This is a genomic window from Microbacterium sp. CIAB417 (assembly GCF_022788845.1).
The window spans coordinates 188354-209688 of the sequence record NZ_JAHZUT010000006.1 but is presented as its reverse complement, the minus strand read 5'-3'; the positions used below and the strand labels follow the sequence as shown (position 1 = coordinate 209688).

The window sequence follows — 21335 nt, the reverse complement described above, 5'->3', positions numbered from 1 at the left end:
CCTTACGAACAAAATTTACGCAACCTCTGTCAGTTGCGCGACGGGCAGGGTTACCGAAACGTTACTTTACCGCGGGGTCTCCTCCGCTCCCCGGCGAGCGATGATGCCCGCGACCAGATCCGCGACGATCTCGCGGCGGGCATCGACGGTCATGGGCTTACCGGGGACGCCGGGGCGCCGCTGGTCGGGAGACGGGCCGTCGAGGGGACGATACCGCACTCCCGCCGCTGCGAGCCGGCGCAGCTGCACGGGCAGTCGGCGGGCGAAATCGTCGAAGGGCGCGGGTTCGCCGCCGACCCAGAGCCGCTCGGCGATGGCCGAGAGCCGGGGGAACATCGCGTAGTCGACTCGGTCCCGCGTGGGCAGATGCTCGGTCCACGTGTTCGCCTGCCCACCCAGGGCGCGCTCGTCGATGCGCAGCGTGTACGCGTGCTCGACGGTGAGCGGCGGTCCGACGGGGACCGGCTCGTCCGCGGACTCCGACTGCCGGTAGTCCAGATACACCTCCAGGTCGGGGCACGCGATCACCGGGATGCCGCGGTCCAGCGCTTCGTCGAGTGCGACGGGCGCCCGCCAGGCGAGGATCTCCACACCGTCGGGGACGTCCCCCTCGAGGACCTCGTCCCAGGCCAGCGCCGTGCGCCCGCGGGAGCGGACGTGCGCCACGAGATGCGCGGTGAACCAGGGCTGGACGCCGTGCGCGGAGTCGATGCCCAGTTCGCGCATGCGTTCGGCCGCCGCCGCGCTGCGCGCCCATTCCGTCACCGGCACCTCGTCGCCGCCGATGCCGATCCACGGCGAGTCGAACACGTCGCACAGCGCGTCGATCGCCGCGCGCCCGAAGGCGAGCGACTCCTCGGTCGGCGCGAGCGTGCGCTCATTGACCCCGAACCGCTCCCACGGTCCCGTCGCGGGTTCGGAGGCGTCGAGGTTGCCGAGTTCGGGGTATGCGGCGAGAGCGGCCTGCACGTGTCCGGGCAGTTCCACCTCGGGCACCAGGGTGATGAAGCGATCGGCGGCGTAGCGGACCAGTTCGCGCAGCTCCTCGGTCGTGTAGTGCCCCTCGTGGACGCCGGGCTCTACCGTCGCGGAGGGCCCGTGGCCGCGCTGGGTCGCCTCGCGGTGCGCGCCGATCTCGGTGAGGCGCGGGTAGCCGGGCACCTCGAACCGCCATCCCTGGTCATCCGTGAGGTGCAGGTGCAGGACGGTGAGCTGGTGCGCCGCCAGCACGTCGATGAGCCGCCGGATGTCGGCCGCGGGGTGGAAGTGCCGCGCGACGTCGAGCATGGCACCGCGCCATCCGAAGGCGGGGGTGCCCTCCCAGGTGCCGGCAGGCAGACGTGCGCCCAGCGTTCGCTCCGGCGGCAGCAGCTGCCGCAACGCGGTGGCTCCCCGGAACGCGCCGATCGCCTGCGCCGCACGCACCTCGACGCGCGAGCGCCCGACGGTGATGCGGAACGACTCCGGGTTCTCGAACGCGGCGTCCTGGACGAGCGCGATGGTGCCGGCATCCGGATCCTGCGACCCCGTCAGCTCCAGAAGCTCCTGCAGCCACTGGCCGACGCCGGCGAAGGCGTCGGGCGCATCGATGAACACTCGCGGGTCCAGGACGAACGGGGGCGCCTGCGGGTCGATGTCCGCCTTGAGCGCGGGGACCGTGGCGCGATGGGCCGGCGCGGGCATGAGCAGCGCCGCTCCTGGGGTCGCTCCCGTCGCCCGGCCGCCGGACACGACGGCCACTCCCCCGACGAGCACCTCGACGATCCCGACGGGTTCGGCGCGCGGGTCGTCGAAGGTCGCGCCGGCAGCGATCCGCTCCGGATCGAACAGCACGAGATCCGCCGTGGCCCCCGTGCGGATCACGCCGCGCGGAGCGTCCCCTCGATCGAGCCCCAGCCGGCGCGCCGGCGTCGCCGAGAGATGACGCACGGCCTCCTCCAGGCTGAGCACCCCCTCATCGCGCACGTAGTGGCCGAGGTAGTGCGGGAACGTCCCGAATCCGCGCGGATGCGGCTTGTCGCCGATGAGGATGCCGTCGCTGCCGCCGCTGTGACGCGGATGCCGCATGATCCGGCGGACGTTCTGCTCATCGCCGATGTGCATGAGGATGCCGGTGGCCCCGGCATCCTGAACGATCACGTCGAGCACCACGTCGACGGCGCTGCGACCCTGAGACCGGGCGATCTCGTCGATGCGCCGACCGACGAGACCGACCAGGGCGGGATCCGCGACACCCGAGATCTCGATCCGCGACCAGTCCGCGCGCTCACCGTGGAAGCCGTCGCAGCCGATGTCCTCCAGTTCGGCTCGCACCCGCTCGCGGCCGTCGGCGTCGAGGTCCGCAATGGCGCCGAGCAGGTCGCCGCCCGCGGCCAGCCTGCTGGGCAGCAGGGCGGCGAGGGTCGTGGCGCCGGGCAGATAGGGGTAGGTGTCGAGCGTGACGTCCACCCCGTCGGCCACCGCCTCGTCGACGAGCGCCAGCAGGTCGTCGGCGCGCCCCCGGTTGGGCGCGAAGTTCATGGTCGCGTGCGTGAGGTGGATCGGGCACCCCGTGCGCCGCCCGATGTCCAGCACCTCGCGGTAGGCGTCGAGAGCCGCGCCCCCGTAGCTGCGGGTGTGCGGAGCCCAGTAGCCGCCGCGCTCGACGACGACGCGGCACAGCGCCTCGAGCTCGGCGGTCGAGGCGTACATCCCCGGCGTGTAGGTCAGCCCGCTGGACATCCCGAACGCGCCCGCGTCGAGGGCGGCGCCGAGGAGCTCGGCCATGCGGGCGATCTCCTCCGGCGTCGCGGGACGGTCCTCGTGGCCGACGACCATCAGCCGGAGGTTCCCCTGCGGAACGAGCACGGCGACGTTCGCGGCGGTGGCGGTGTCCACCGCGACCAGGAACTCGGTCATCGTCCGCCACGGCACGTCCGCAGGGCCGTTCCATCCGGCGATCTGCGCCGGGATCGTGAGGGCCGCGGCATCGTCGAGCGGGGCGTAGCCGAGTCCGTCCTGTCCGATCACCTCGCAGGTCACGCCCTGCAGGATCTTCGCGGTGTGCTCGGCGCCCCGCAGCACGGCCAGGTCGCTGTGGGCGTGCATGTCGATGAACCCGGGGGCGAGCACCAGCCCCGCCGCGTCGACCTCGATCGTCCCGTCCGGCAGCTCGAAGTCGGCATCCCCGCCGCGGCGGATGCCGACGACCCGCGCCCCTTCGACGGCGACGTCGGCCGTGAAGCGATCGGCGCCCGTGCCGTCGACGACGCCGGCATCGCGGTACACCCGGACGAGGCCCGCCGCTGCCTTCTCCGCACTCAGAAGCATGTCGCCACCGCCCCGATGACGCGCGGGTCCGCGGCATCCGGATCGTCGATCACCGGCACCACCCGCCACTTGTCGAAGGCGGTGCACGGATGCGAGAGCCCGAGACGCACCACCTGCCCGACAGCGAGCGCGGATTCCGGCGCGCACCGGAGGAACGCGTGCTGGTCGTTCAAGGCGGTGATCTCTCCGGCGACGGTCTGGGGCACCGGGAGGTCGATGTCGAAGGGCACGTCGCGCCGACCGGCATCCAGCAGGGCGAGCTGCGGCTCCGGGTGCGAGACGACGCGTGCCCACGCGTGCATGGCGGAGCGCAGCGGCGCCGTCGGAACGGCGGAGCCGAACGGGGACATGCGCGCGTAGAAGCCGTCGTCGTGGATCTGGAAGGCGCCGGAGCGCAGCACCACGTCCGCACGATCGCGGTGCGGTGCGAGCACGGCGGCGGCACGATCCGGGAACGCGCTTCCGCCCGCGGACAGCACCGGCCGGAGACCCTGCGGGTACTCGAGTCGCTCGTGCAGGTCGACGAGGGTCTGCAGGTACTCGTCGACGGCCGCGACGGATGCCGGGGTGCGGTCGGGTCCGAAGGGGCCCTCGTAGCCGGCGACGCCCGCGAGGCGAAGCCCCGCCGCGCGGGAGACGGCGTCGGCGACCCGCGTGCCCTCGTCGACCGTGCGGGCACCCGTGCGCCCGCCGAGGCCGCCCATCTCGACGAGGACGTCCAGCGGGTGCGCCGCGTCGGAGACGGCGGAGGCGAGGATCTCGACCGTCGCCTCGGAGTCGGCCCAGCAGAGGATGCGCAGGCCGTCGTCGCCGGCGAGCAGATCGCCGAGACGGGCGGCGGCCGCGGCATCCGTCACACCGTTCGCGATCAGGATGCGTCGCACACCGGCCTCGGCGGCGACTCCGGCCTGCCAGGGCGTGGCGACCGAGAGGCCCCAGGCGCCGGCGTCCAGCAGCCGCTGCCAGAGCGCAGGGGCCATCGTGGTCTTGCCGTGCGGTGCGAGGAGGACACCCTGCTCGCGCGCCCACTCGAAGACGGTGCTCTCGTTGTGAACCAGCGCCGGCTCACTAACCGTCATGACCGGCGTCGAGAACTCCGACAGCCGCAGATCCGCATTCGCGACCTCGGACAGGCGGAGCCCGTGCGCTCGGGCCGGGAACGCCTTGGCCCAGGGGCCCAGAACGGGATCGGGAATTTGTAGAGGCACCTAACAAGGCTACTAGGCTGAAGCCATGAGCTCGAAGACCCGCATCACGACCGACGCCGCTCCCGCCCCCGCGCACACCTTCTCCCAGGGCGTGCGCAAGGGCCCGTTCGTGCAGGTCTCCGGTCAGGGGCCGGTGGACCCCGCGACGAACGAGTACCTCTTCCCCGGGGATGTCGCGGCGCAGACCACGCGCACGCTCGAGAACGTCAAGGCGATCGTCGAAGCCTCGGGCGCCACGTTCGACGACGTCGTCATGCTGCGCGTCTACCTCACCAAGCGCGAGGACTTCGCGATCATGAACGAGGCATACGGCGCCTTCGTCGAGGCGAACACGCCGAGCGGTGTGCTCCCTTCGCGCACGACGGTCTTCACCGGGCTTCCCCGCGAAGAGATGCTCGTCGAGATCGACGGCATCGCCATCGTCGAGGGCTGATTCGCGGCGCATGGGCACTTCTCCCCGTCGGGGAGCAGTGCCGCGCTGTGGTTGACTGGACGCGACCGGAGAAACGAGCACCGCATCGCGGTGCGTCCACACAGGGGGAATACATGAACCGCACCATCGCTGCCTGGACCATCGCGGTCGTCGCCGTCCTGGGCCTCACCGCCTGCTCGGGATCCCCGAGCGCGTCGGAGCCCGAGACCGACGACTCCTCGACCAGCGAAGAGGCGCCCGCGGAGACCACGACGGACCAGTCGGTCGCGGATGCCTGCGCCGTCGTCGTCCCGGCTCTCACCGAGGCCAGCTCGTCGATGTCCGGCCTGTCCGACATGGAGGCGGCCGCCAGCGACCCGCAGGGCACCGTCGACGCATTCAATGAGACGGTCGCCTCCATCGGCGAGGCCGCCGATTCCGTGACCAACGCCGAGGTCAAGGAAGCGGCCACCGCTCTCCACGAGCAGTACACCAAGCTGGGCGACCTGCTGTCGGCCGTGCTCATCGATCAGGATGCCTCTGCTGCGTCCGACATGTCGACGCTCACGACCGACCTGATGGACTCCGCCACGGAGCTGTCGACGCTCTGCGCCGGCTGAATCCCAGCTGATCGAACGGATGCCCCGTGGCCGCTCGGCCGCGGGGCATCCGTGTGTGCGGGGCCTGGGCGCGGCACTCAACCGTCCCTGGTGGCGATCCCGGGATACGCCAGGACGAGCCCCGCACCGTCGAGCTGCAGCTCGCACGAGACGTCGAACGTCGACGACTCGTAGTGGAGCACCGGCCGATCGGCCGAGGCATCGATCAGGGTGTAGCGCTGATCGAGCCGTTCCACCCGCAGGTCGTCGGCCCTGATGAACACCGCCGGCAGGTCCACGCCCACCCCCACGCGGAAGTCGATGCGGTGCACGGGCAACGTGTTGGTGACGGCTGACGACTCGAGATCCACGTCGACGCATCCGTCGAGGTCGGGCCGTCGCACCCCGTCCACCGTCCACCGATTCTCCTCGTCACGGGCCGCTGTGACCGTGCGCTCGCCCGCCACTGACAGCCCGATCGCCGAGACCGCGCGCGTCCTCCATGCGCGATCGACCCGGATGTCGTAGCCGACGGACCAGCAGACGGGCGACTCGTGCGCCGTCGTGTGACCGGTCAGACGATGCCCGTCCTGGGCCGCGCGGAAGAACGCGACTTCGAATCCGACCCGACCGCTGTGGTGATTCCAGCTCGCGGCCTCGGGGAGAGCGGAGAGTCTCATGCCGACGAACCTAGACGCCCTGCGAAGTTGCCGACCGTTGCCATTCCGTGATAAGCGATCCCGTACGATAGAGGGACGAAGCGCGTCACGCCGATCACGGGGGGTGAGATCGTGACCGATCTTGTTGCAGCACCTGGCTCCGACACCGCCAAGACAGAGGTGGTCCCGGAGACGCTTTCCGGTGCGCTCGGGACAGGCCAGCTGCCTCCCGGCGAGCAGCCCGTCGAGTGGGCTCCGCGTGAGCCCGCACCCAGGAAGAAGCGCGTCGGCCTGTGGGTCGGCATCGGTGCGGGCGTCGTCGTTCTCGGTGCCGCAGCGGCGTCGATGGTCCTCATCGCCCCCGGCACCAGCGTGGCAGGCATCCAGGTCGGCGGGCTCACCCCCGGCATGGCCGCCGAGACGATCAGCGCGCGTCTGGCCGAGACCGAGATCACGCTCACCGGCATGGGCGATGACGTCGTCGTCACGGGTGCCGACCTCGGAGCCTCCGTCGATGCGACGACCCTGGCCGAGCAGGCCTTCGCCGACCGCCCGCTGTGGAACGTCGGGCAGTGGGGCGCCGATCCCATCCCCGCGACCATCACGCTCGACACCGAGACGGCCGAGAGCGCGCTGCGCGCCGCCGTTCCGACCTCTTTCAGCGACGCCACCGACGCCACGGTCGTGTTCGACGCGGCATCCGGCACCTACACCGTGACGCCGGCCGAATCGGGCACCGGCATCGACGTCGCGTCGCTGTCTGACGCCTTCGTCGAGGCGATCGGCGACGGGAAGTCGGACCTGGAGTTCTCCGGCGACCCCACCGAGGCGCTCCCCGAGATCTCCACCGAGGACGCCCAGGCCACGGCGGGCGAACTGAACACGATGCTCTCCACGATCGGCTTCTACGTCGGCGAGGAGCGCACCGTGCCGGTCGCGCCGACCGTCGCCGCCACCTGGCTGAGCGTCGAGAACGTCGACGGCGCCCTCGTGATCGAGGCGGACCCGGCAGCGATCCAGAAGACGGTCGACGGCCTGGCAGCCGCGGTGGATCGCGCTCCGGTCAACGCGACGAACGTGGTCAACTCCAGCGGGGACGTCCTTCGGGAGTTGACGGGCGGACAGGCGGGTCGCACCGTGGGAGACACCTCCTCGGTCGCCGACGACTTCGCCGCTCAGCTCGCCGAGGGCAACGCGAACTTCGCACTCTCGGTCACAGAGACGCCGTTCGAGACCACCGGACTCGTCCGCCGCGCCGAGGTCGACCTGAGCGAGCAGCGCGCGTACTTCTTCGAGAACGACAAGCTCGTCAACTCCTGGTACATCTCCTCTGGACGCGCGGGTCACGAGACCGAGACCGGTCACTTCACCATCCGCGCCCACGTGCGCATCCAGGACATGGTCGGCGAGGACTACGTCACGAAGGACGTGCCCTGGGTCACGTACTTCAACGGCAACCAGGCCTTCCACGGCACGTACTGGCACAGCAACTACGGCAACGTCATGAGCCACGGATGCGTGAACATGCCGATCTCGGCCGCCAAGTGGGTCTACGAATGGGCGCCGGACGGCGTCGAGGTCTGGGTCCACAACTGACCTGAGCACAGCACCGATACGGAAAAGGGCGGATGCCGAAGCATCCGCCCTTTCCTCTGCCCGGATCAGAGGGCGTCGATCACGCCGTTCAGCGTCGCGGACGGACGCATCACCGCCGCCACCTTCGCAGCGTCAGGACGGTAGTAGCCGCCGATGTCGGCGGGCGAGCCCTGCACGGCGTTCAGCTCCGCCACGATCGTCTGCTCCTGAGCCGTGAGGGATTCCGCGATCGGGGCGAACGCGGCGGCCAGCTCGGCATCCGTCGTCTGCTTCGCCAGCTCCTGCGCCCAGTAGAGGGCGAGGTAGAAGTGGCTGCCGCGGTTGTCGATCGTGCCCAGCGCGCGGCCGGGCGAACGGTCCTCCTCGAGGAACGTGCCGGTCGCGGCATCCAGCGTCTCGGCGAGCACGCGCGCCTTCTCGTTGCCCGTGCGCTCCGCGAAGTGCTCGAGCGAGGCGGCCAGCGCGAAGAACTCGCCCAGCGAGTCCCAGCGCAGATAGTTCTCCGCGACGAGCTGCTGCACGTGCTTCGGGGCGGATCCGCCGGCACCGGTCTCGAACAGGCCGCCGCCCGCGAGGAGCGGGACGATCGAGAGCATCTTGGCGCTCGTTCCCACCTCGAGGATCGGGAAGAGGTCGGTCAGGTAGTCGCGCAGCACGTTGCCCGTCACCGAGATGGTGTCCTCACCGCGGCGCAGACGCTCCAGCGAGTAGCGTGTCGCGTCCTCGGGGGCGAGGATCTCGATCTTCAGGCCCTCGGTGTCGTGGTCCTTCAGATACTCGTTCACCTTCGCGATCAGCGCGGCGTCGTGCGAGCGCTCCTTGTTCAGCCAGAACACGGCAGGCGCTCCCGTGGCGCGGGCGCGCGTCACGGCCAGCTTCACCCAGTCGCGGATCGCGACGTCCTTCGTCTGCGTGGCGCGCCAGATGTCCCCCGGCTGCACAGCGTGCTCCAGGACGACGTCGCCCGCGGAGGTCACGACCTGGATGCGCCCCGGCTCGGTGACCTCGAACGTCTTGTCGTGGCTGCCGTACTCCTCGGCCGCCTGTGCCATGAGACCCACGTTCGGCACCGTGCCGATCGTGGCGGGGTCCAGCGGACCGTTCGCGATCACGTCGTCGATCGTCGCCTGGTAGACGCCCGCGTAGGAGGAATCCGGGATCACGGCGATCGTGTCCGCCTCGCCGCCGTCGGCGCCCCACAGCTTGCCGCCGTTGCGGATGAGCGCCGGCATCGAGGCGTCCACGATGACGTCGCTGGGGACGTGCAGGTTCGTGATCCCCTTGTCCGAGTTGACGTAGGACAGCCGCGGGCCGTTCTGGATGGCGCGGAAGAAGTCCTCGGCGATCGCCTCGCCACCGGGCAGGTCGGCCAGACCCGCGAGGATCGAGCCGAGCCCGTCGTTGGCGCTGAGGCCGGCCTCGGCGAGCGCCGTGCCGTGCTGAGCGAACACGTCGGCGAAATAGGCCTTGACGACGTGACCGAAGATGATCGGGTCGGAGACCTTCATCATGGTCGCCTTCAGGTGCACCGAGTACAACACGTCATCGGCCTTCGCCGCGGTCAGCGTCTCGGCGAGGAAGGCGTCCAGGGCGGCGGCGGAGAGGAAGGTGGCGTCCACGATCTCTCCGGGCAGCACCTTCAGGTTCTCCTTGAGCGCCGTGGTGGTGCCGTCCTCCGCGACGTGCTGGATCGTCAGCACGTCGTCGCCGGGGGCGACCCAGCTGCGCTCGTTCGACTTGAAGTCGTCGTGACCGAGCGTGGCGACCCGCGTCTTCGACCCTTCGGCGAACGCCTTGTTGCGGTGCGGATGCTTCTTGGCGTAGTTCTTGACGGCCAGCGGCGCACGACGGTCGCTGTTGCCCTCGCGCAGCACCGGGTTCACCGCAGACCCCTTGATGCGGTCGTAGCGTGCACGGACGTCCTTCTCCTCGAGCGTGGACGGCTCATCGGGGAAGTCCGGGACGTCGAAGCCCTTGCCCTGCAGTTCGGCGATGGCGGCCTTCAGCTGCGGGATGGATGCCGAGATGTTCGGCAGCTTGATGATGTTGGCCTCGGGGGTGGTGGCGAGCCCGCCGAGCTCGGCGAGTGCGTCGGAGACCTCCTGCTCGGCGCTCAGGCGCTGCGGGAACGCGGCCAGGATGCGGCCGGCCAGGGAGATGTCGCGCGTCTCGAGCTCGATCCCCGCCTTCCCGGCGTACGCCTGGACGATGGGCAGGAGCGAGGCGGTGGCCAGAGCCGGCGCCTCGTCGGTGTAGGTGTAGATGATGGCGTCGTCGGTCACCGGGAGATCTCCGTTCACGAGGTCATTTGTCTCGATTCCAAGATACCTGAGGCCTCGTCGCGGCGTTGATCGCGAGGATTCGAGACGCGCTCTGGTGTCAGAACCACCGGGAGCGGTTACCCTGGGCTTATGTCGGAACTGCGTGTGGTCGAACTCTCGGCCGCGACGATCGTCGCGGTCAACAACCTGTCCCTGAAGCCCGGGCAGGAGCAGTTCCTCGCTCCGGTCTCCTACGGGATCGCCGCCACGGTGATCAACCCGAAGACCTCCTGGCAGCGCGTGGTGCTCGACCGCAACGAGGTGGTCGGATTCGTCAGCGCGAACTTCGACCCGGATGCCCCCGAGGAGCATTTCCGCTCCGTACTGTGGCGGATCAACGTGGATGCCGACGACCAGGGCCGCGGAGTCGGGCGCTTCGCGGTCGAGGCGCTCGTCGAGGAGGCCCGCGCACGCGGCTTCGACCACGTCGACGTCATCTACGAGGCGGGCGAGGGCGGCCCCGAGGCATTCTTCAACCGCGTCGGCTTCTCCCCTGTCGGCGAGACGGAGTACGGCGAGGTCATCGCCGAGATCCGGATCGCGTCCTAGACCGGCGGCGGGGCCTCGGATCCCCTCCCCCACCGAGACCCCGTCGCCTTCACCGGCGCGCCTGCGACGACGAGCTCACGGCCGTCGCTCGTCCCGCATCAGCGTGCGCTCTGACCTCCGTCGGGGCGGGATCGGTCGCGCCAGGCGGCGATCGCGGATGCGGCGACACCCGCCGCCCGATCCAGCACATCCGCGGACAGCGTGATCACCTGCTGCGCCGCGTCCTGCCACCCGGGCCCTGCGGTCGGCCGCTCCCCGGCCGCGAGCCGGGCCGCACGCTCGGCGTCGTCGAACGCCTGCTCCAGCCGCACGACCGCGAGGCGGTACTCCGTGAACTCGGCGGGGGTGACCTTGCCCTCCGCCGGACGACGGGCCTGTGCGTTTTCGAGGGCCCCGAGGAACGCCGCCGTCGCCGGGACGTGCCCGTCGCTCATGGTGGGATAGGCGATCGCCCTGGCCGGATCGGTCTCGTACTGCATCCACCGCACCAGCACGGTGTCGTGCTGGGCACGCAGGCGGTCCAGCGGAGTCGGTTCCGACCGCGCGGGGATCTCGGCGCGGGCAGCGGCGACCCGGGTGCGCAGCGCCTTGACCGCGGCGGCGGCCGCCTTCGCCTCGCGCTGCGCCGCCTGCAACTCGCGCCGCGCGCGGCCGACGTCCTCCGCGCTCGCCCGCGAGGCCGCGCGCTCGGCCGTGATGCGGGCGAGATCGGCGCGTGCGACCCGCGCCGCGTTCTGCTTCGCCGTCGCGTCCGCCACGGCCTGGCGCAACTCGAGCCTGGCGGCGTCGTATCCGAGCCGTCGTTCGGCGTTCATGCGATGGGCTCCCCACGCTCCGGCCCCCACGGCGCCGGCAGCCGCCGGCACCGCCCACCAGAACTCCGCGAGCGTGAGGGGGTCCATGTCCTTCATGCTAACCGGGACGGATGCCTCGGCATCCGTCCCGGTTCGGATCAGACCAGCGTCTCCTGCCAGGCGGCGTGCAGCTGGGCGAACTTGCCCGTGCCGCCGATGAGGGCCTCCGGGGTGTCGTCCTCGATGATGCGGCCGTGCTCCATCACCAGCACCCGGTCGGCGATCGCGACGGTGGACAGACGGTGCGCGATGATGATCGCGGTCCGGTCGGCGAGCAGCGTCTGCAGGGCATCCTGGATCAGGCGCTCCGACGGGATGTCGAGCGAGGCCGTCGCCTCGTCGAGGATCAGCACCGCAGGATCGGCGAGGAACGCGCGCGCGAACGAGATCAGCTGGCGCTGTCCGGCCGACACGCGACCGCCGCGCTTGTTGACGTCGGTGTTGTAGCCGTCCGGCAGCGAGGAGATGAACTCGTCCGCACCGACCGCCTTCGCCGCCGCACGGATCTCGTCCAGCGTCGCGTCGGGCTTTCCGAGGGCGATGTTGTCGGCGACGGTTCCGCTGAACAGGTACGCCTCCTGGGTCACCATGACGATCGCACGACGCAGGTCCTTCGGGTGCAGCGAGCGCAGATCCACGTCGTCCAGCGTGACCCGCCCCTCGGACGGATCGTAGAACCGCGAGATCAGTTTCGCGAGCGTGGACTTGCCCGCGCCCGTCGTCCCGACCAGGGCGATCGTCTGCCCCGCCGGGATGTCGAGGGAGAAGTTCGGCAGGATCGTCTTGTCGCCGTTGTACCCGAACGTGACCTCGTCGAAGAAGACGTGCCCGCGCGATTCCCACAGGTCCACGGGCTTGGCCGGATCGGGTACCGTCGGGACCTCCTCCAGGACACCGGACACCTTCTCCAGGGCGGCCGTCGCCGACTGGTAGGAGTTCAAGAACATCGCGATCTCCTGCATGGGCGCGAAGAAGTTGCGCACGTACAGCACGGCACTCAGCAGCACGCCGACGCCCAGGGCGCCGGTGGAGACCCGGAACCCTCCCCAGAGCACGACGAACGTGGTGGTGAGTGCGGCGACCGCCATCAGTCCCGGCTCGAACGTGCCGAACAGGACCATGGACCGGCGGTTCACGTCGCGGTAGTCACCGGCGAGCTTGCGGAACGTCTTGTCGTTGCGCGGCTCCTTGCGGAAGGACTTCACGGCACGGATGCCGGTCATCGTCTCCACGAACTGCACGATCACCTTCGCGCTGATGACGCGCGACTCGCGGTACACCAGCTGCGAGCGCGAGTAGAACCACCGCATCAGGAACGCGAGCGGGACGCCCGCGACCAGCAGGATGAGGCCGGACTGCCAGTCGGCGATCACGAGCGCGATGAACGTGAAGACGCCGAACAGCACGCCGGAGACCAGGTTGTTGAGTCCGCCGTCCAGCAGCTCCCTGATCGAGTCCAGGTCGCTGGTCTGGCGCGAGATGATACGGCCGGACGTGTACGACTCGTGGAACTCGAGGCTGAGTCGCTGGGTGTGCAGGAAGATGCGCTTGCGCAGATCCAGCAGCACTGCCTGGGTGATGCGCGCGGCGACCACGACGTACCAGCCGATCAGCGCCGCAGCCGTCGCCCCGGCGAGCAGGTAGACGCCCGTCACCATCAGCGCCGGCATCCAGTCGGCCTGCTCGAGCAGCACCGGCAGGGCGTTGTCGAGGGCGAGGCCGATGAGGATGGGGCCGGACACCTGCAGCGCCGTCGAGACGACGAGCACGATCGCGGCGAGCGTGATCTGCGCCCGCAGCGGCGTGATGAGCGATCCGAGCAGACGCAGCGAGCGCCGCCGGATGGCGCGGCTCTCCTCGCGGGTGTACTGAGAGCGGTCCTCGTCCTGGGTTCCCGTGAGAGTCATGCCTGCACCTCCTCGTCCTCGGCGGCCTGGGCTTTCGTGGCGGGGGCCTCCGCCGCGAGCATCTCGTCCGTGATGATGGGGATCGTCCCGGTCCTGGCCGCCTCCTCGGCCTCCAGGCTCGAGATCACGTGACGGTAATGCGAACTCGTCTTCAGGAGTTCGGCGTGCGTGCCCACCGCGGTGACGCGGCCGGATTCCAGCAGCGCCACGCGGTCGGCGAGCGCGACGGTCGAGGGCCGGTGCGCGACGATCAGGGCCGTGGTCTCGGCCAGCACGTGACGCAGCGCCTCCTCGACGAGCGCCTCCGTGTCGACGTCGAGGGCCGACAGCGGGTCGTCCAGCACGAGCACCTTGGGCGCTGCGGCGACGGCGCGTGCGAGCGCCAGCCGCTGCCGCTGCCCGCCGGACAGGCTCAGGCCCTCCTCGCCGATGATCGTCTCGGTGCCCTCCGGGAGGGTGTCGACGAACCCGGCCTGGGCGACCTCGAGGGCCTGGCGCATGACGCGTTCGCCCTCCTCGCTGTGCGGATCGAGGTCCGCGCGTCCCAGCAGCACGTTCTCCCGCACGGACGCCGAGAACAGCGTGGCGTCCTCGAAGGCCATGGCGATGTGCGTGCGCAGCTCGGCCAGCGGCAGGTCGCGCACGTCGACGCCGTCGAGCGTGACGCGTCCGCCGGTCACGTCGTACAGGCGCGCCGGCAGCGTCGTGAGCGTCGTCTTGCCCGAGCCGGTGAGCCCGACGAGCGCCATGGTCTCTCCGGGGCGCAGCACGAGGTCGATCCCGTCCAGCAGGTCCCGCTCCGAAGCCCCGGCGTCCTGATACCGGAAGTGCGCGTTCTCGAAAGCGAGCTCTCCGCGCGGCTCGGCGATGTGCACAGGGTTCTCCGGGTCGGTGATCGAGTTCGTCTCGGTGAAGATGTCGAACACGCGGTCGGTCGCGGTCCTCGCGTCCAGCATGAACGAGAACAGGAAGCCGATCGACTCGATGGGCCAGCGCAGCACGGTCGCCATGGCGAAGAACGCGAACATCTCCGGCAGCTCGATCGCGCCCTGCCAGATCAGCCAGATCCCCGTGATGAGGCTGAGGCCGAAGGCGATCTGGGGCATGAGATCGAGCCAGAACCAGATCGTGCCGACTGCGCGGGCCTTGCTGAGCTCGGTCTCGCGCAGCGTCTCGGCCTGACGGCTGAATCGGCTGAGGGCGTGCTTGCCGCGGCCGAACGCCTTCAGCACGCGGATGCCGTGCACGCTCTCCTCGACGCTGGTCGCGAGGTCGCCGGCCTGGTCCTGGCTCTGCCGCGCGAGCGCGCCGTAGCGCTTCTCGAAGAGGAATCCCTGGATCCACATCGGGATGCCGGTGACGAGGAAGATCGTCCCCAGCATCCAGTGCCACTGGAACAGCAGCACCGAGCCGATGATGATCGTCAGGACGTTGACGACGAGCAGGATGAGACCGAACGCGATCCAGCGCCGGATGAGCCCGATGTCCTGCATCATCCGGCTCAGCAGCTGACCGGACTGCCAGCGGTCGTGGAATGCGACCGGCAGAGTCTGCAGGCGCGCGTAGATCTCGCTGCGCATGCGGAACTCGACCTCGGTGGCCGGAGTCAGCACGAACCAGCGGCGCAGCCACACCATGGCGGCCTCGCCGAGTCCGAGGAGGAGCACGACGGCGGCGCCGCCGACGATCAGGCCGATGTTCACGGTCTCGGCACCGAGACCGCGCACGATCTGCTCGAGCACCATCGGGATCATCAGGGCGAGGATGGCCGCGGCGAGCGCGCTGCCCGCCCCGCCGACCAGGCGCCAGATGATCGGGCGGACGAAGGGCTTCAGCCGCCACAGGGCGGCCGGAGTGGAGAGGGAGGCGGATGAGGGAGGGATGTGCGTAGGCGTGGCAGACATGACTCTCAGAAGTGACGAGGCGAGAAGGGAGGCGAAGGCCGTCGTCCGATGCGGACGACGGGGAAGACGTGAGGGCGGGGGTGGAATCTACCCGCGGCTGTGCGCCACGCGGACACCCGGAGTGAAGACCTGTGCGACGGCGATCGAGATCATGGTGTCCTCCTCGGTTTCGGCGTCGTCGCCCGGTCGGCGCGACAGCCCTCCAGCCTATGCCTGTGAACCTCCTGAGTGCAACAGGTCGTTTCGAGTGAATGAATCGTCTCAGGCGCGATCAGCGCGACTCGCGCCCGAGCAGCGACTCCTTCACACCCAGACCCCACGCGAAGCCGCCGAGTGAGCCGTCCGTGCGCAGCACGCGGTGACAGGGCACGAACAGCGCCGGGGCGTTGCGTGCGCAGATCGACGCCGCAGCACGCACCGCGCTCGGCTGACCGAGGGCCGCCGCGAATCCCGTGTAGGTCAGCGGCTCACCGGCCGCGATCCTCCGCAGCGCGGCCCAGCCGCGCAACTGCATCTCGGTCCCGTGCTGAGCGACGGCGACCTCGTCGATCGCGGTCACGTCGCCGCCGTAATAGGCCAGGGCGGCGGCCGCGGCGTCCGTCTCCCCCTCCCGGACGGCGACGGGACGGGTCTTCGCCGACAGACGACCGAGGATCCGCACCGGTTCGTCCGTCCATCCCGAGGACAGCACCCGCTGGCGCTCGTCGGCGAGGATCGTGAAGGCGCCGTCCGGGGTGTCGATGGTCTGGATGGTGGCGGTCATGGCTTCTCCTTCGTGCGGGACGGGCGCACGGGGGCGGCCCGCCACAGGTGGGCGGTGAGGTAGCTGCGCCACGGCGCCGTGCGTGCGGCCCAGGCCGTCAGCCCCGACGGATCCGACGGGATACCGAGGGCCGCCGCCCCGGCGCGCACGGCGACGTCGCCGGGCAGCTGGATGTCGGGGTCTCCGAGCACGCGCATGCGCACGTAGTCGGCGGTCCACGGTCCGATTCCGGGCATCGCGAGCAGCGCGGCCCGCTGGTCGCGCGAATCGTCGCCGACCGTCAGCCGCAGCGATCGGTCCGCGAGCGCCGCCGCGGCACCGGTGAGGGCCCGGATGCGAGCCGCCGGCCCGCGCAGCACCTCGGCGCCGCGCTCGGCGATCGTCGCCATGGTCGGGAAGAGCAGTCCGTCGTCGACGCGCTCTCCCAGCGCCTCGGCCAGACCCGTGAGCGCGGTCCGCGCGGCCGCCACCGTGATCTGCTGCCCCACCATCGCGCGGATGAGCATCTCGTGCGGGTCGGCGGCACCCGGGACACGGATGCCGGGAGTCCGCGCCACGGCGTCCCGGAGCTCGGGATGCGCGGCCAGCGCGGCATCCACCGCGACAGGGTCGGCGTCGAGGTCGAACAGCCTGCGTGCGGTCGCGACGAGCGGGGCCAGATCACCGAGCTGCGTGACGCGAGCGCGCAGGCGCAACCGCCCCCGCTCCGCGCGGACCTCGAACCACGCCGGTCCGCCGGCCATGCGCAGGTGCCGCGCGAACGCCTCGGCGCTCCCGCGCTCGACGCCGGGCAGAGCTCGAGCCGCCATCCAGGCGAACACTCCTGCGGCATCCAGCGGTTCGCGGTGCGGCAGCAGCAGATCGATCTCGCCGGGGGCTGCGAGTCCTGCGCGGTGACGACGCGCGCGCAGCTCGGTCGGCGTCAGGCCGAACACCTCGCGGATCGTGTCCCCCGCCTGCCGGATGCTGGCGAAGCCGGCCGAGAACGCGACGTCGGCGATGGGCAGGTCGGTGCCCACGAGGAGCATGCGCGCCGTGTGCGCACGATGCGCTCGCGCGAGGGCGAGCGGCCCCGCACCGAGCTCGGCCGTGAGCATCCGAGTCAGGTGCCTGCTGGAGTAGCCCAGTCGGGCTGCCAGGCCCGTCACTCCCTCGCGTTCGACGACTCCATCGGCGATCAGCCGCATCGCGCGGGCCGCCGCGTCCCCGCGGAGGTTCCACTGCGGCGATCCGGGTGCCGCCTCTGGCAGGCATCGCTTGCAGGCGCGGTACCCTGCTTCGTGGGCGGCGGCGCTGGTCGGATAGAAGGTGACGTTCTCGCGCTTCGGCGTCCGTGCAGGGCAACTCGGGCGGCAGTAGATCCCCGTGGAGCGGACGGCGGTGACGAACTGGCCGTCGAAGCGGACGTCGCGCGCGTCGATCGCGCGGTACCGCTCGTCGAAGGTCATCACGGGGAGGCTCATGCCTCCACTCTGACATGTCCGGATGCCGCGGGCGCGCGGAAATCGGACATCACGGTTCCGTCCCGCTGCGTCTCTCCGCCGCGCTCCCGGGCTCAGACCGACGCGAAGCGATGCGCTGAGCCCGGGCGCGAGGATCAGTGGAAGAAGTGACGCTCGCCGGTGAAGAACATCGTGGCGCCTGCGGCCTTCGCCGCGGCGACGACCTCGTCATCGCGCACCGAGCCGCCCGGCTGGATGATCGTCGTGATTCCGGCGTCGAGGAGCACCTGCGGCCCGTCGGCGAACGGGAAGAAGGCGTCGGATGCCGCGACCGAACCGGCCGCCCGGTCTCCCGCGCGCTCGACCGCGAGACGGCACGAGTCGACCCGGTTGACCTGCCCCATGCCGATGCCGACCGTCGCGTTGCCCTTAGCCAGCACGATCGCGTTCGACTTCACCGCGCGGCACGCCTTCCACGCGAAGATGAGGTTCTGCATCTCCTCCTCGGCCGGACGCTCGCCCGAGACGAGCTCCCAGTCCTTCGCGACGGACTCGATGTCGTCCGGGAAGCGGTCGGCGTCCTGCAGCAGCAGACCGCCGGAGACGAGGCGCACGTCCATCTGCTCCTGGCGCCAGTCGGCCGGCAGCTGCAGCAGACGCAGGTTCTTCTTGGTCTTGAACACCTCCAGCGCCGCGGGCTCGAAAGCCGGGGCGACGATGACCTCGGTGAAGATGTCCTTGAGGTTCTCGGCCATCTTCAGCGTCACGGTGCCGTTGGCGGCGATCACGCCGCCGTACGCCGACACCGGATCGCATTCGTGGGCGCGCAGGTGCGCGCTGGCGATCGGGTCGAGGGCGTTGGGCGCCGTGGTCGCGATTCCGCACGGGTTCGCGTGCTTCACGATCGCGACGGCAGGCAGCACCATGTCGAACGCGGCACGCAGCGCGGCATCCGCGTCCACGTAGTTGTTGTACGACATCTCCTTGCCCTGCAGCTGCACGGCCTGGGCGATCCCGTGACCGCCGACGCGCGTGTAGATGGCGCCGCGCTGGTGCGAGTTCTCGCCATAACGCAGCGTGGCGAGGCGCTCGGCCTTGATCGTCAGGTGCGCGGGCAGTTCTCCGCCGTCCGAGAGCGTCCCCTCGGCGAACCAGGCGGCGACGGCGGTGTCGTATGCGGCGGTGTGCGCGAACGCCCTGGCGGCGAGTTCCCGGCGCTGCGAGTGCGTCGTGCCGCCCGCCGCAACCGCCTCGATGATCGCGGGGTACGACTCGGGCGAGACGACGATCGCGACGTTCGCGTGGTTCTTCGCGGAGGCCCGCACCATCGCGGGACCGCCGATGTCGATCTGCTCGACGACGTCGTCGCCGACCGCGCCGGAGGCGACGGTCTCGACGAACGGGTACAGGTTCACCACGACGAGCTCGAACGGCGCGATCTCCAGCTCCGCGAGCTGGCGCTCGTGGTCGGCCAGGCGCAGATCGGCGAGCAGGCCGCCGTGGATGCTGGGGTGGAGGGTCTTGACGCGACCGTCGAGCATCTCGTCGACCCCGGTGACGGCGGCGACGTCGGTGACGTCGTATCCGGCATCCCGGATGGTCGCCGCCGTCGAGCCGGTGGACACGATCTCGACCCCGGCGCCGGCGAGGGCCTCGGCGAGCACGAGCAGGTCGGTCTTGTCGCTCACCGACACCAGCGCGCGCCGGATCGGGACGATGTCGCGGTCGCGGTAGAGAGAGGGGTCGTGGCGGGGGCCGGCCATGGAGGGCTCCTTCGTGCGTCGGGGCGTTCGGGTGTTCAGGTTGCGGTGGTCAGGTCGATCGAGCCGGTGGCGATGCCGCGGACGACGTCGATCAGCAGCCGTCGTTCGACGGGCTTGATGCGCTCGTGCAGGGAGTGCTCGTCGTCGCCCGGATGCACGGGGACGCGCTCCTGCGCGAGGATCGGCCCTGAGTCCACGCCGTCGTCGACGACGATGACGCTCGCCCCTGTTTCGGTGACTCCGGCAGCGAGGGCGTCGCGCACGCCGTGCGCACCCGGGAACTCGGGCAGATACGCCGGGTGGGTGTTGATGATGTGCGGGGCGTAGCGGGCGACGAGAGACGCCGGCAGCAGGCGCATGAGGCCGGAGAGCACGATGAGGTCCGGGGACCAGACCTCGAGCTGGCGGCCCAACTCCTCGCCCCAGCTCTCGCGGTCGGGGTGCGCGCGGAACGGCACCGTGAAGCTCGGGATGCCGAACGCCTCGGCGTGCGCGAGTCCGTCGGCTTCGCGGTCCGCGCCGACCACGACGATCCGAGCGGGGAAATCGGGGTGACGAGCGGCTTCGAGGAGGGCAGCGAGATTGGAGCCCGCACCCGAGATGAGGACGGCGACCGTGAGCACCCGGCCAGTCTACCGGCGGCCGGAGTCGCCCGAATCGCCGTGACGATCGCGGAAGAAGTCGGATCCCTCGATCGGCGCCGTCTCGTCGTCGTCTCCCGGGACCGCGCCCGCCGCGTGAGGGGCGGCGATCGGGGCGTCGACCTCGACCGGCGACATCCCCATCTGCGCGGTCCAGCGATCGGTGCGCTCCTCCGCCAGCTCGTCGCGGTTGCGCGGGGACAGCAGCAGGATGCCGGCGCCGACGAGGACCTCCACGCCGATCGCGAGTGCGAAAAGGCCGGGGTGAGGCCCTGCTTCGGCGAGCCGTCCGGGACCGAGAGACCCCGATGCGGCCCACCCCGCGAGAGCCGCGACGGACGCCGACAGCGCGGCGATCCCGAGGGCGATGACGGCGCGGGGCCTCCAGTTCACCGCGGTCTGCTCCCACACGAGACGCGACCGGACCATCCACCCGGCCACCGCTCCGGCCGCCACCGGGACCAGCACGACGATGAGCATCCAGATGGATCCGTTCTCGGGGATCAGCCCCAGCATCGGGATGCCGGGGAGGACGCCGAGCTGCGTGCCCGCCGGGGACACCGCGGTGCCGACCCCGACGGCGAACCCGGGTCCGGCGAGCCACGACACCGCCCACACCACGATCGTCGGAAGATAGGCGAGCTGGCCCAGCGTGATGACGGTGGCACCGAGCGCGTCCACGCGGGCCGCCTCGAACAGCGTGACGACCTCGCTGCCGCGCAGCAGCACCATGAGGGCCACGCTGAGAGCACCGGCGGCCGTGAGCGCCACCACCACGACGGCGGTGCCCCGCGCGGTCTCGGCGACGACGGCACCGTGGTCGCCGTGGTCGTCGAGGAGGTCGTGGACACGATCGACGAGCCCGTCGTCTCCTTCGCGCCACGCCTCGACGACGGCTCCGCCCGCGGCGCCGGCGAGGTACACGGCCGTCGGCAGCAGGATGCCGAGCACCGGAGAGGTGGTCACTCCGGCGATGTGCGAGCTGAGAACGACACCGGCCGCGATGGCTCCGAAGGCGAGCGTCCCCGCGAGCACACCGGCCGCCCACGCGCCCGACCGCGCCGCACGGCGCCCGGAGCGGGCGGCGAACAGCAGGGTGAAGAGCAGGAACGCCATCGGCGTCACGGAGAGCGTGAAGGCCGCGGCCTCCTGCGGGATCCCGACGGCGACGCGCATGTCGTCGGGCAGCAGGATGTCGAGAGGCACCGCGTGCCCGAACTGCCACAGCACGCCGGTGGCCGGCCACAGGGCGCCCCAGTCCGCCGCGGCACCGAACGCGAACGTCCACAGCAGCGTCAGCGGCGCGAGCAGCACCGTCAGCCCCACGGCGGCCGCGATAGCGGCATCGACGGCGGCGAGGAGCGCGACGAGGAGGCGTTGCATGACTCAACGAGACTACGACGAGTTC

16 protein-coding genes are annotated in these 21335 nt (G+C 70.7%); 4 read left to right on the top strand and 12 right to left on the bottom strand.

The window, feature by feature from the left end:
• Nucleotides 1-66: 66 nt before the first annotated feature.
• Nucleotides 67-3309: a family 20 glycosylhydrolase gene (locus KYX17_RS24570; protein ID WP_243230699.1), complete on the bottom strand. Its 3243-nt coding sequence runs from the start codon at nt 3307-3309 to the stop codon at nt 67-69.
• A complete protein-coding gene (locus KYX17_RS24565) occupies nt 3300-4517 on the bottom strand; it encodes an alanine racemase (RefSeq protein WP_243230694.1) in 1218 nt (405 codons plus the stop codon). Before KYX17_RS24565 ends, KYX17_RS24570 begins: the two co-directional genes overlap by 10 nt.
• 25 nt (nt 4518-4542) lie before the next feature.
• On the opposite strand from KYX17_RS24565, the gene KYX17_RS24560 reads away from it, so the two are divergent.
• Complete coding sequence (locus KYX17_RS24560; RefSeq protein ID WP_243230691.1) at nt 4543-4950, top strand: RidA family protein; 408 nt, start codon at nt 4543-4545, stop codon at nt 4948-4950.
• Between the two features lie 113 nt (nt 4951-5063).
• Nucleotides 5064-5549, top strand: coding sequence for a hypothetical protein (locus KYX17_RS24555; RefSeq protein ID WP_243230689.1), 486 nt, complete (start codon nt 5064-5066; stop codon nt 5547-5549).
• Nucleotides 5550-5626: 77 nt separating this feature from the next.
• On the opposite strand, the gene KYX17_RS24550 is transcribed toward KYX17_RS24555, so the two are convergent.
• The gene (locus tag KYX17_RS24550; protein ID WP_243230687.1) at nt 5627-6208 is read right to left on the bottom strand and encodes a putative glycolipid-binding domain-containing protein; all 582 of its coding nucleotides are present in this window, start codon (nt 6206-6208) and stop codon (nt 5627-5629) included.
• A gap of 111 nt (nt 6209-6319) precedes the next feature.
• On the opposite strand from KYX17_RS24550, the gene KYX17_RS32380 reads away from it, so the two are divergent.
• Nucleotides 6320-7783, top strand: coding sequence for a L,D-transpeptidase family protein (locus KYX17_RS32380; protein ID WP_243230686.1), 1464 nt, complete (start codon nt 6320-6322; stop codon nt 7781-7783).
• A 65-nt stretch (nt 7784-7848) separates the two neighbouring features.
• Here KYX17_RS32380 and KYX17_RS24540 read toward each other — a convergent pair whose 3' ends face one another.
• A complete protein-coding gene (locus tag KYX17_RS24540) occupies nt 7849-10065 on the bottom strand; it encodes an NADP-dependent isocitrate dehydrogenase (RefSeq protein WP_243230685.1) in 2217 nt (738 codons plus the stop codon).
• Between the two features lie 129 nt (nt 10066-10194).
• On the opposite strand from KYX17_RS24540, the gene KYX17_RS24535 reads away from it, so the two are divergent.
• Nucleotides 10195-10653, top strand: a complete 459-nt coding sequence (locus KYX17_RS24535) for a GNAT family N-acetyltransferase (RefSeq protein ID WP_243230678.1) — start codon at nt 10195-10197, stop codon at nt 10651-10653.
• 98 nt (nt 10654-10751) lie between these two features.
• On the opposite strand, the gene KYX17_RS24530 is transcribed toward KYX17_RS24535, so the two are convergent.
• The 8 genes from KYX17_RS24530 to KYX17_RS24495 all read right to left on the bottom strand — a co-directional run bounded on the left by KYX17_RS24530 (nt 10752) and on the right by KYX17_RS24495 (nt 21310).
• Nucleotides 10752-11555: a hypothetical protein gene (locus KYX17_RS24530; RefSeq protein WP_243230676.1), complete on the bottom strand. Its 804-nt coding sequence runs from the start codon at nt 11553-11555 to the stop codon at nt 10752-10754.
• 50 nt (nt 11556-11605) lie between these two features.
• A complete protein-coding gene (locus tag KYX17_RS24525; protein ID WP_243230675.1) occupies nt 11606-13414 on the bottom strand; it encodes an ABC transporter ATP-binding protein in 1809 nt (602 codons plus the stop codon).
• Nucleotides 13411-15318 (bottom strand): ABC transporter ATP-binding protein, encoded by a 1908-nt coding sequence (locus KYX17_RS24520; RefSeq protein WP_243230673.1) that lies wholly within the window; start codon nt 15316-15318, stop codon nt 13411-13413. The genes KYX17_RS24525 and KYX17_RS24520 overlap by 4 nt, the downstream gene beginning before the upstream one ends.
• A 271-nt stretch (nt 15319-15589) precedes the next feature.
• Nucleotides 15590-16081 (bottom strand): methylated-DNA--[protein]-cysteine S-methyltransferase, encoded by a 492-nt coding sequence (locus tag KYX17_RS24515; RefSeq protein WP_243230672.1) that lies wholly within the window; start codon nt 16079-16081, stop codon nt 15590-15592.
• The gene (locus KYX17_RS24510) at nt 16078-17544 is read right to left on the bottom strand and encodes an Ada metal-binding domain-containing protein (protein WP_243230670.1); all 1467 of its coding nucleotides are present in this window, start codon (nt 17542-17544) and stop codon (nt 16078-16080) included. The genes KYX17_RS24515 and KYX17_RS24510 overlap by 4 nt, the downstream gene beginning before the upstream one ends.
• A gap of 134 nt (nt 17545-17678) precedes the next feature.
• Nucleotides 17679-19286: a bifunctional phosphoribosylaminoimidazolecarboxamide formyltransferase/IMP cyclohydrolase gene (gene purH, locus KYX17_RS24505; protein ID WP_243230665.1), complete on the bottom strand. Its 1608-nt coding sequence runs from the start codon at nt 19284-19286 to the stop codon at nt 17679-17681.
• A 35-nt stretch (nt 19287-19321) separates the two neighbouring features.
• Entirely contained in the window at nt 19322-19909 is a 588-nt protein-coding gene (purN, locus tag KYX17_RS24500; RefSeq protein WP_243230654.1) for a phosphoribosylglycinamide formyltransferase, read from the bottom strand.
• 9 nt (nt 19910-19918) lie between these two features.
• The gene (locus tag KYX17_RS24495) at nt 19919-21310 is read right to left on the bottom strand and encodes a DUF6350 family protein (protein ID WP_243230651.1); all 1392 of its coding nucleotides are present in this window, start codon (nt 21308-21310) and stop codon (nt 19919-19921) included.
• Between the last annotated feature and the right edge of the window lie 25 nt (nt 21311-21335).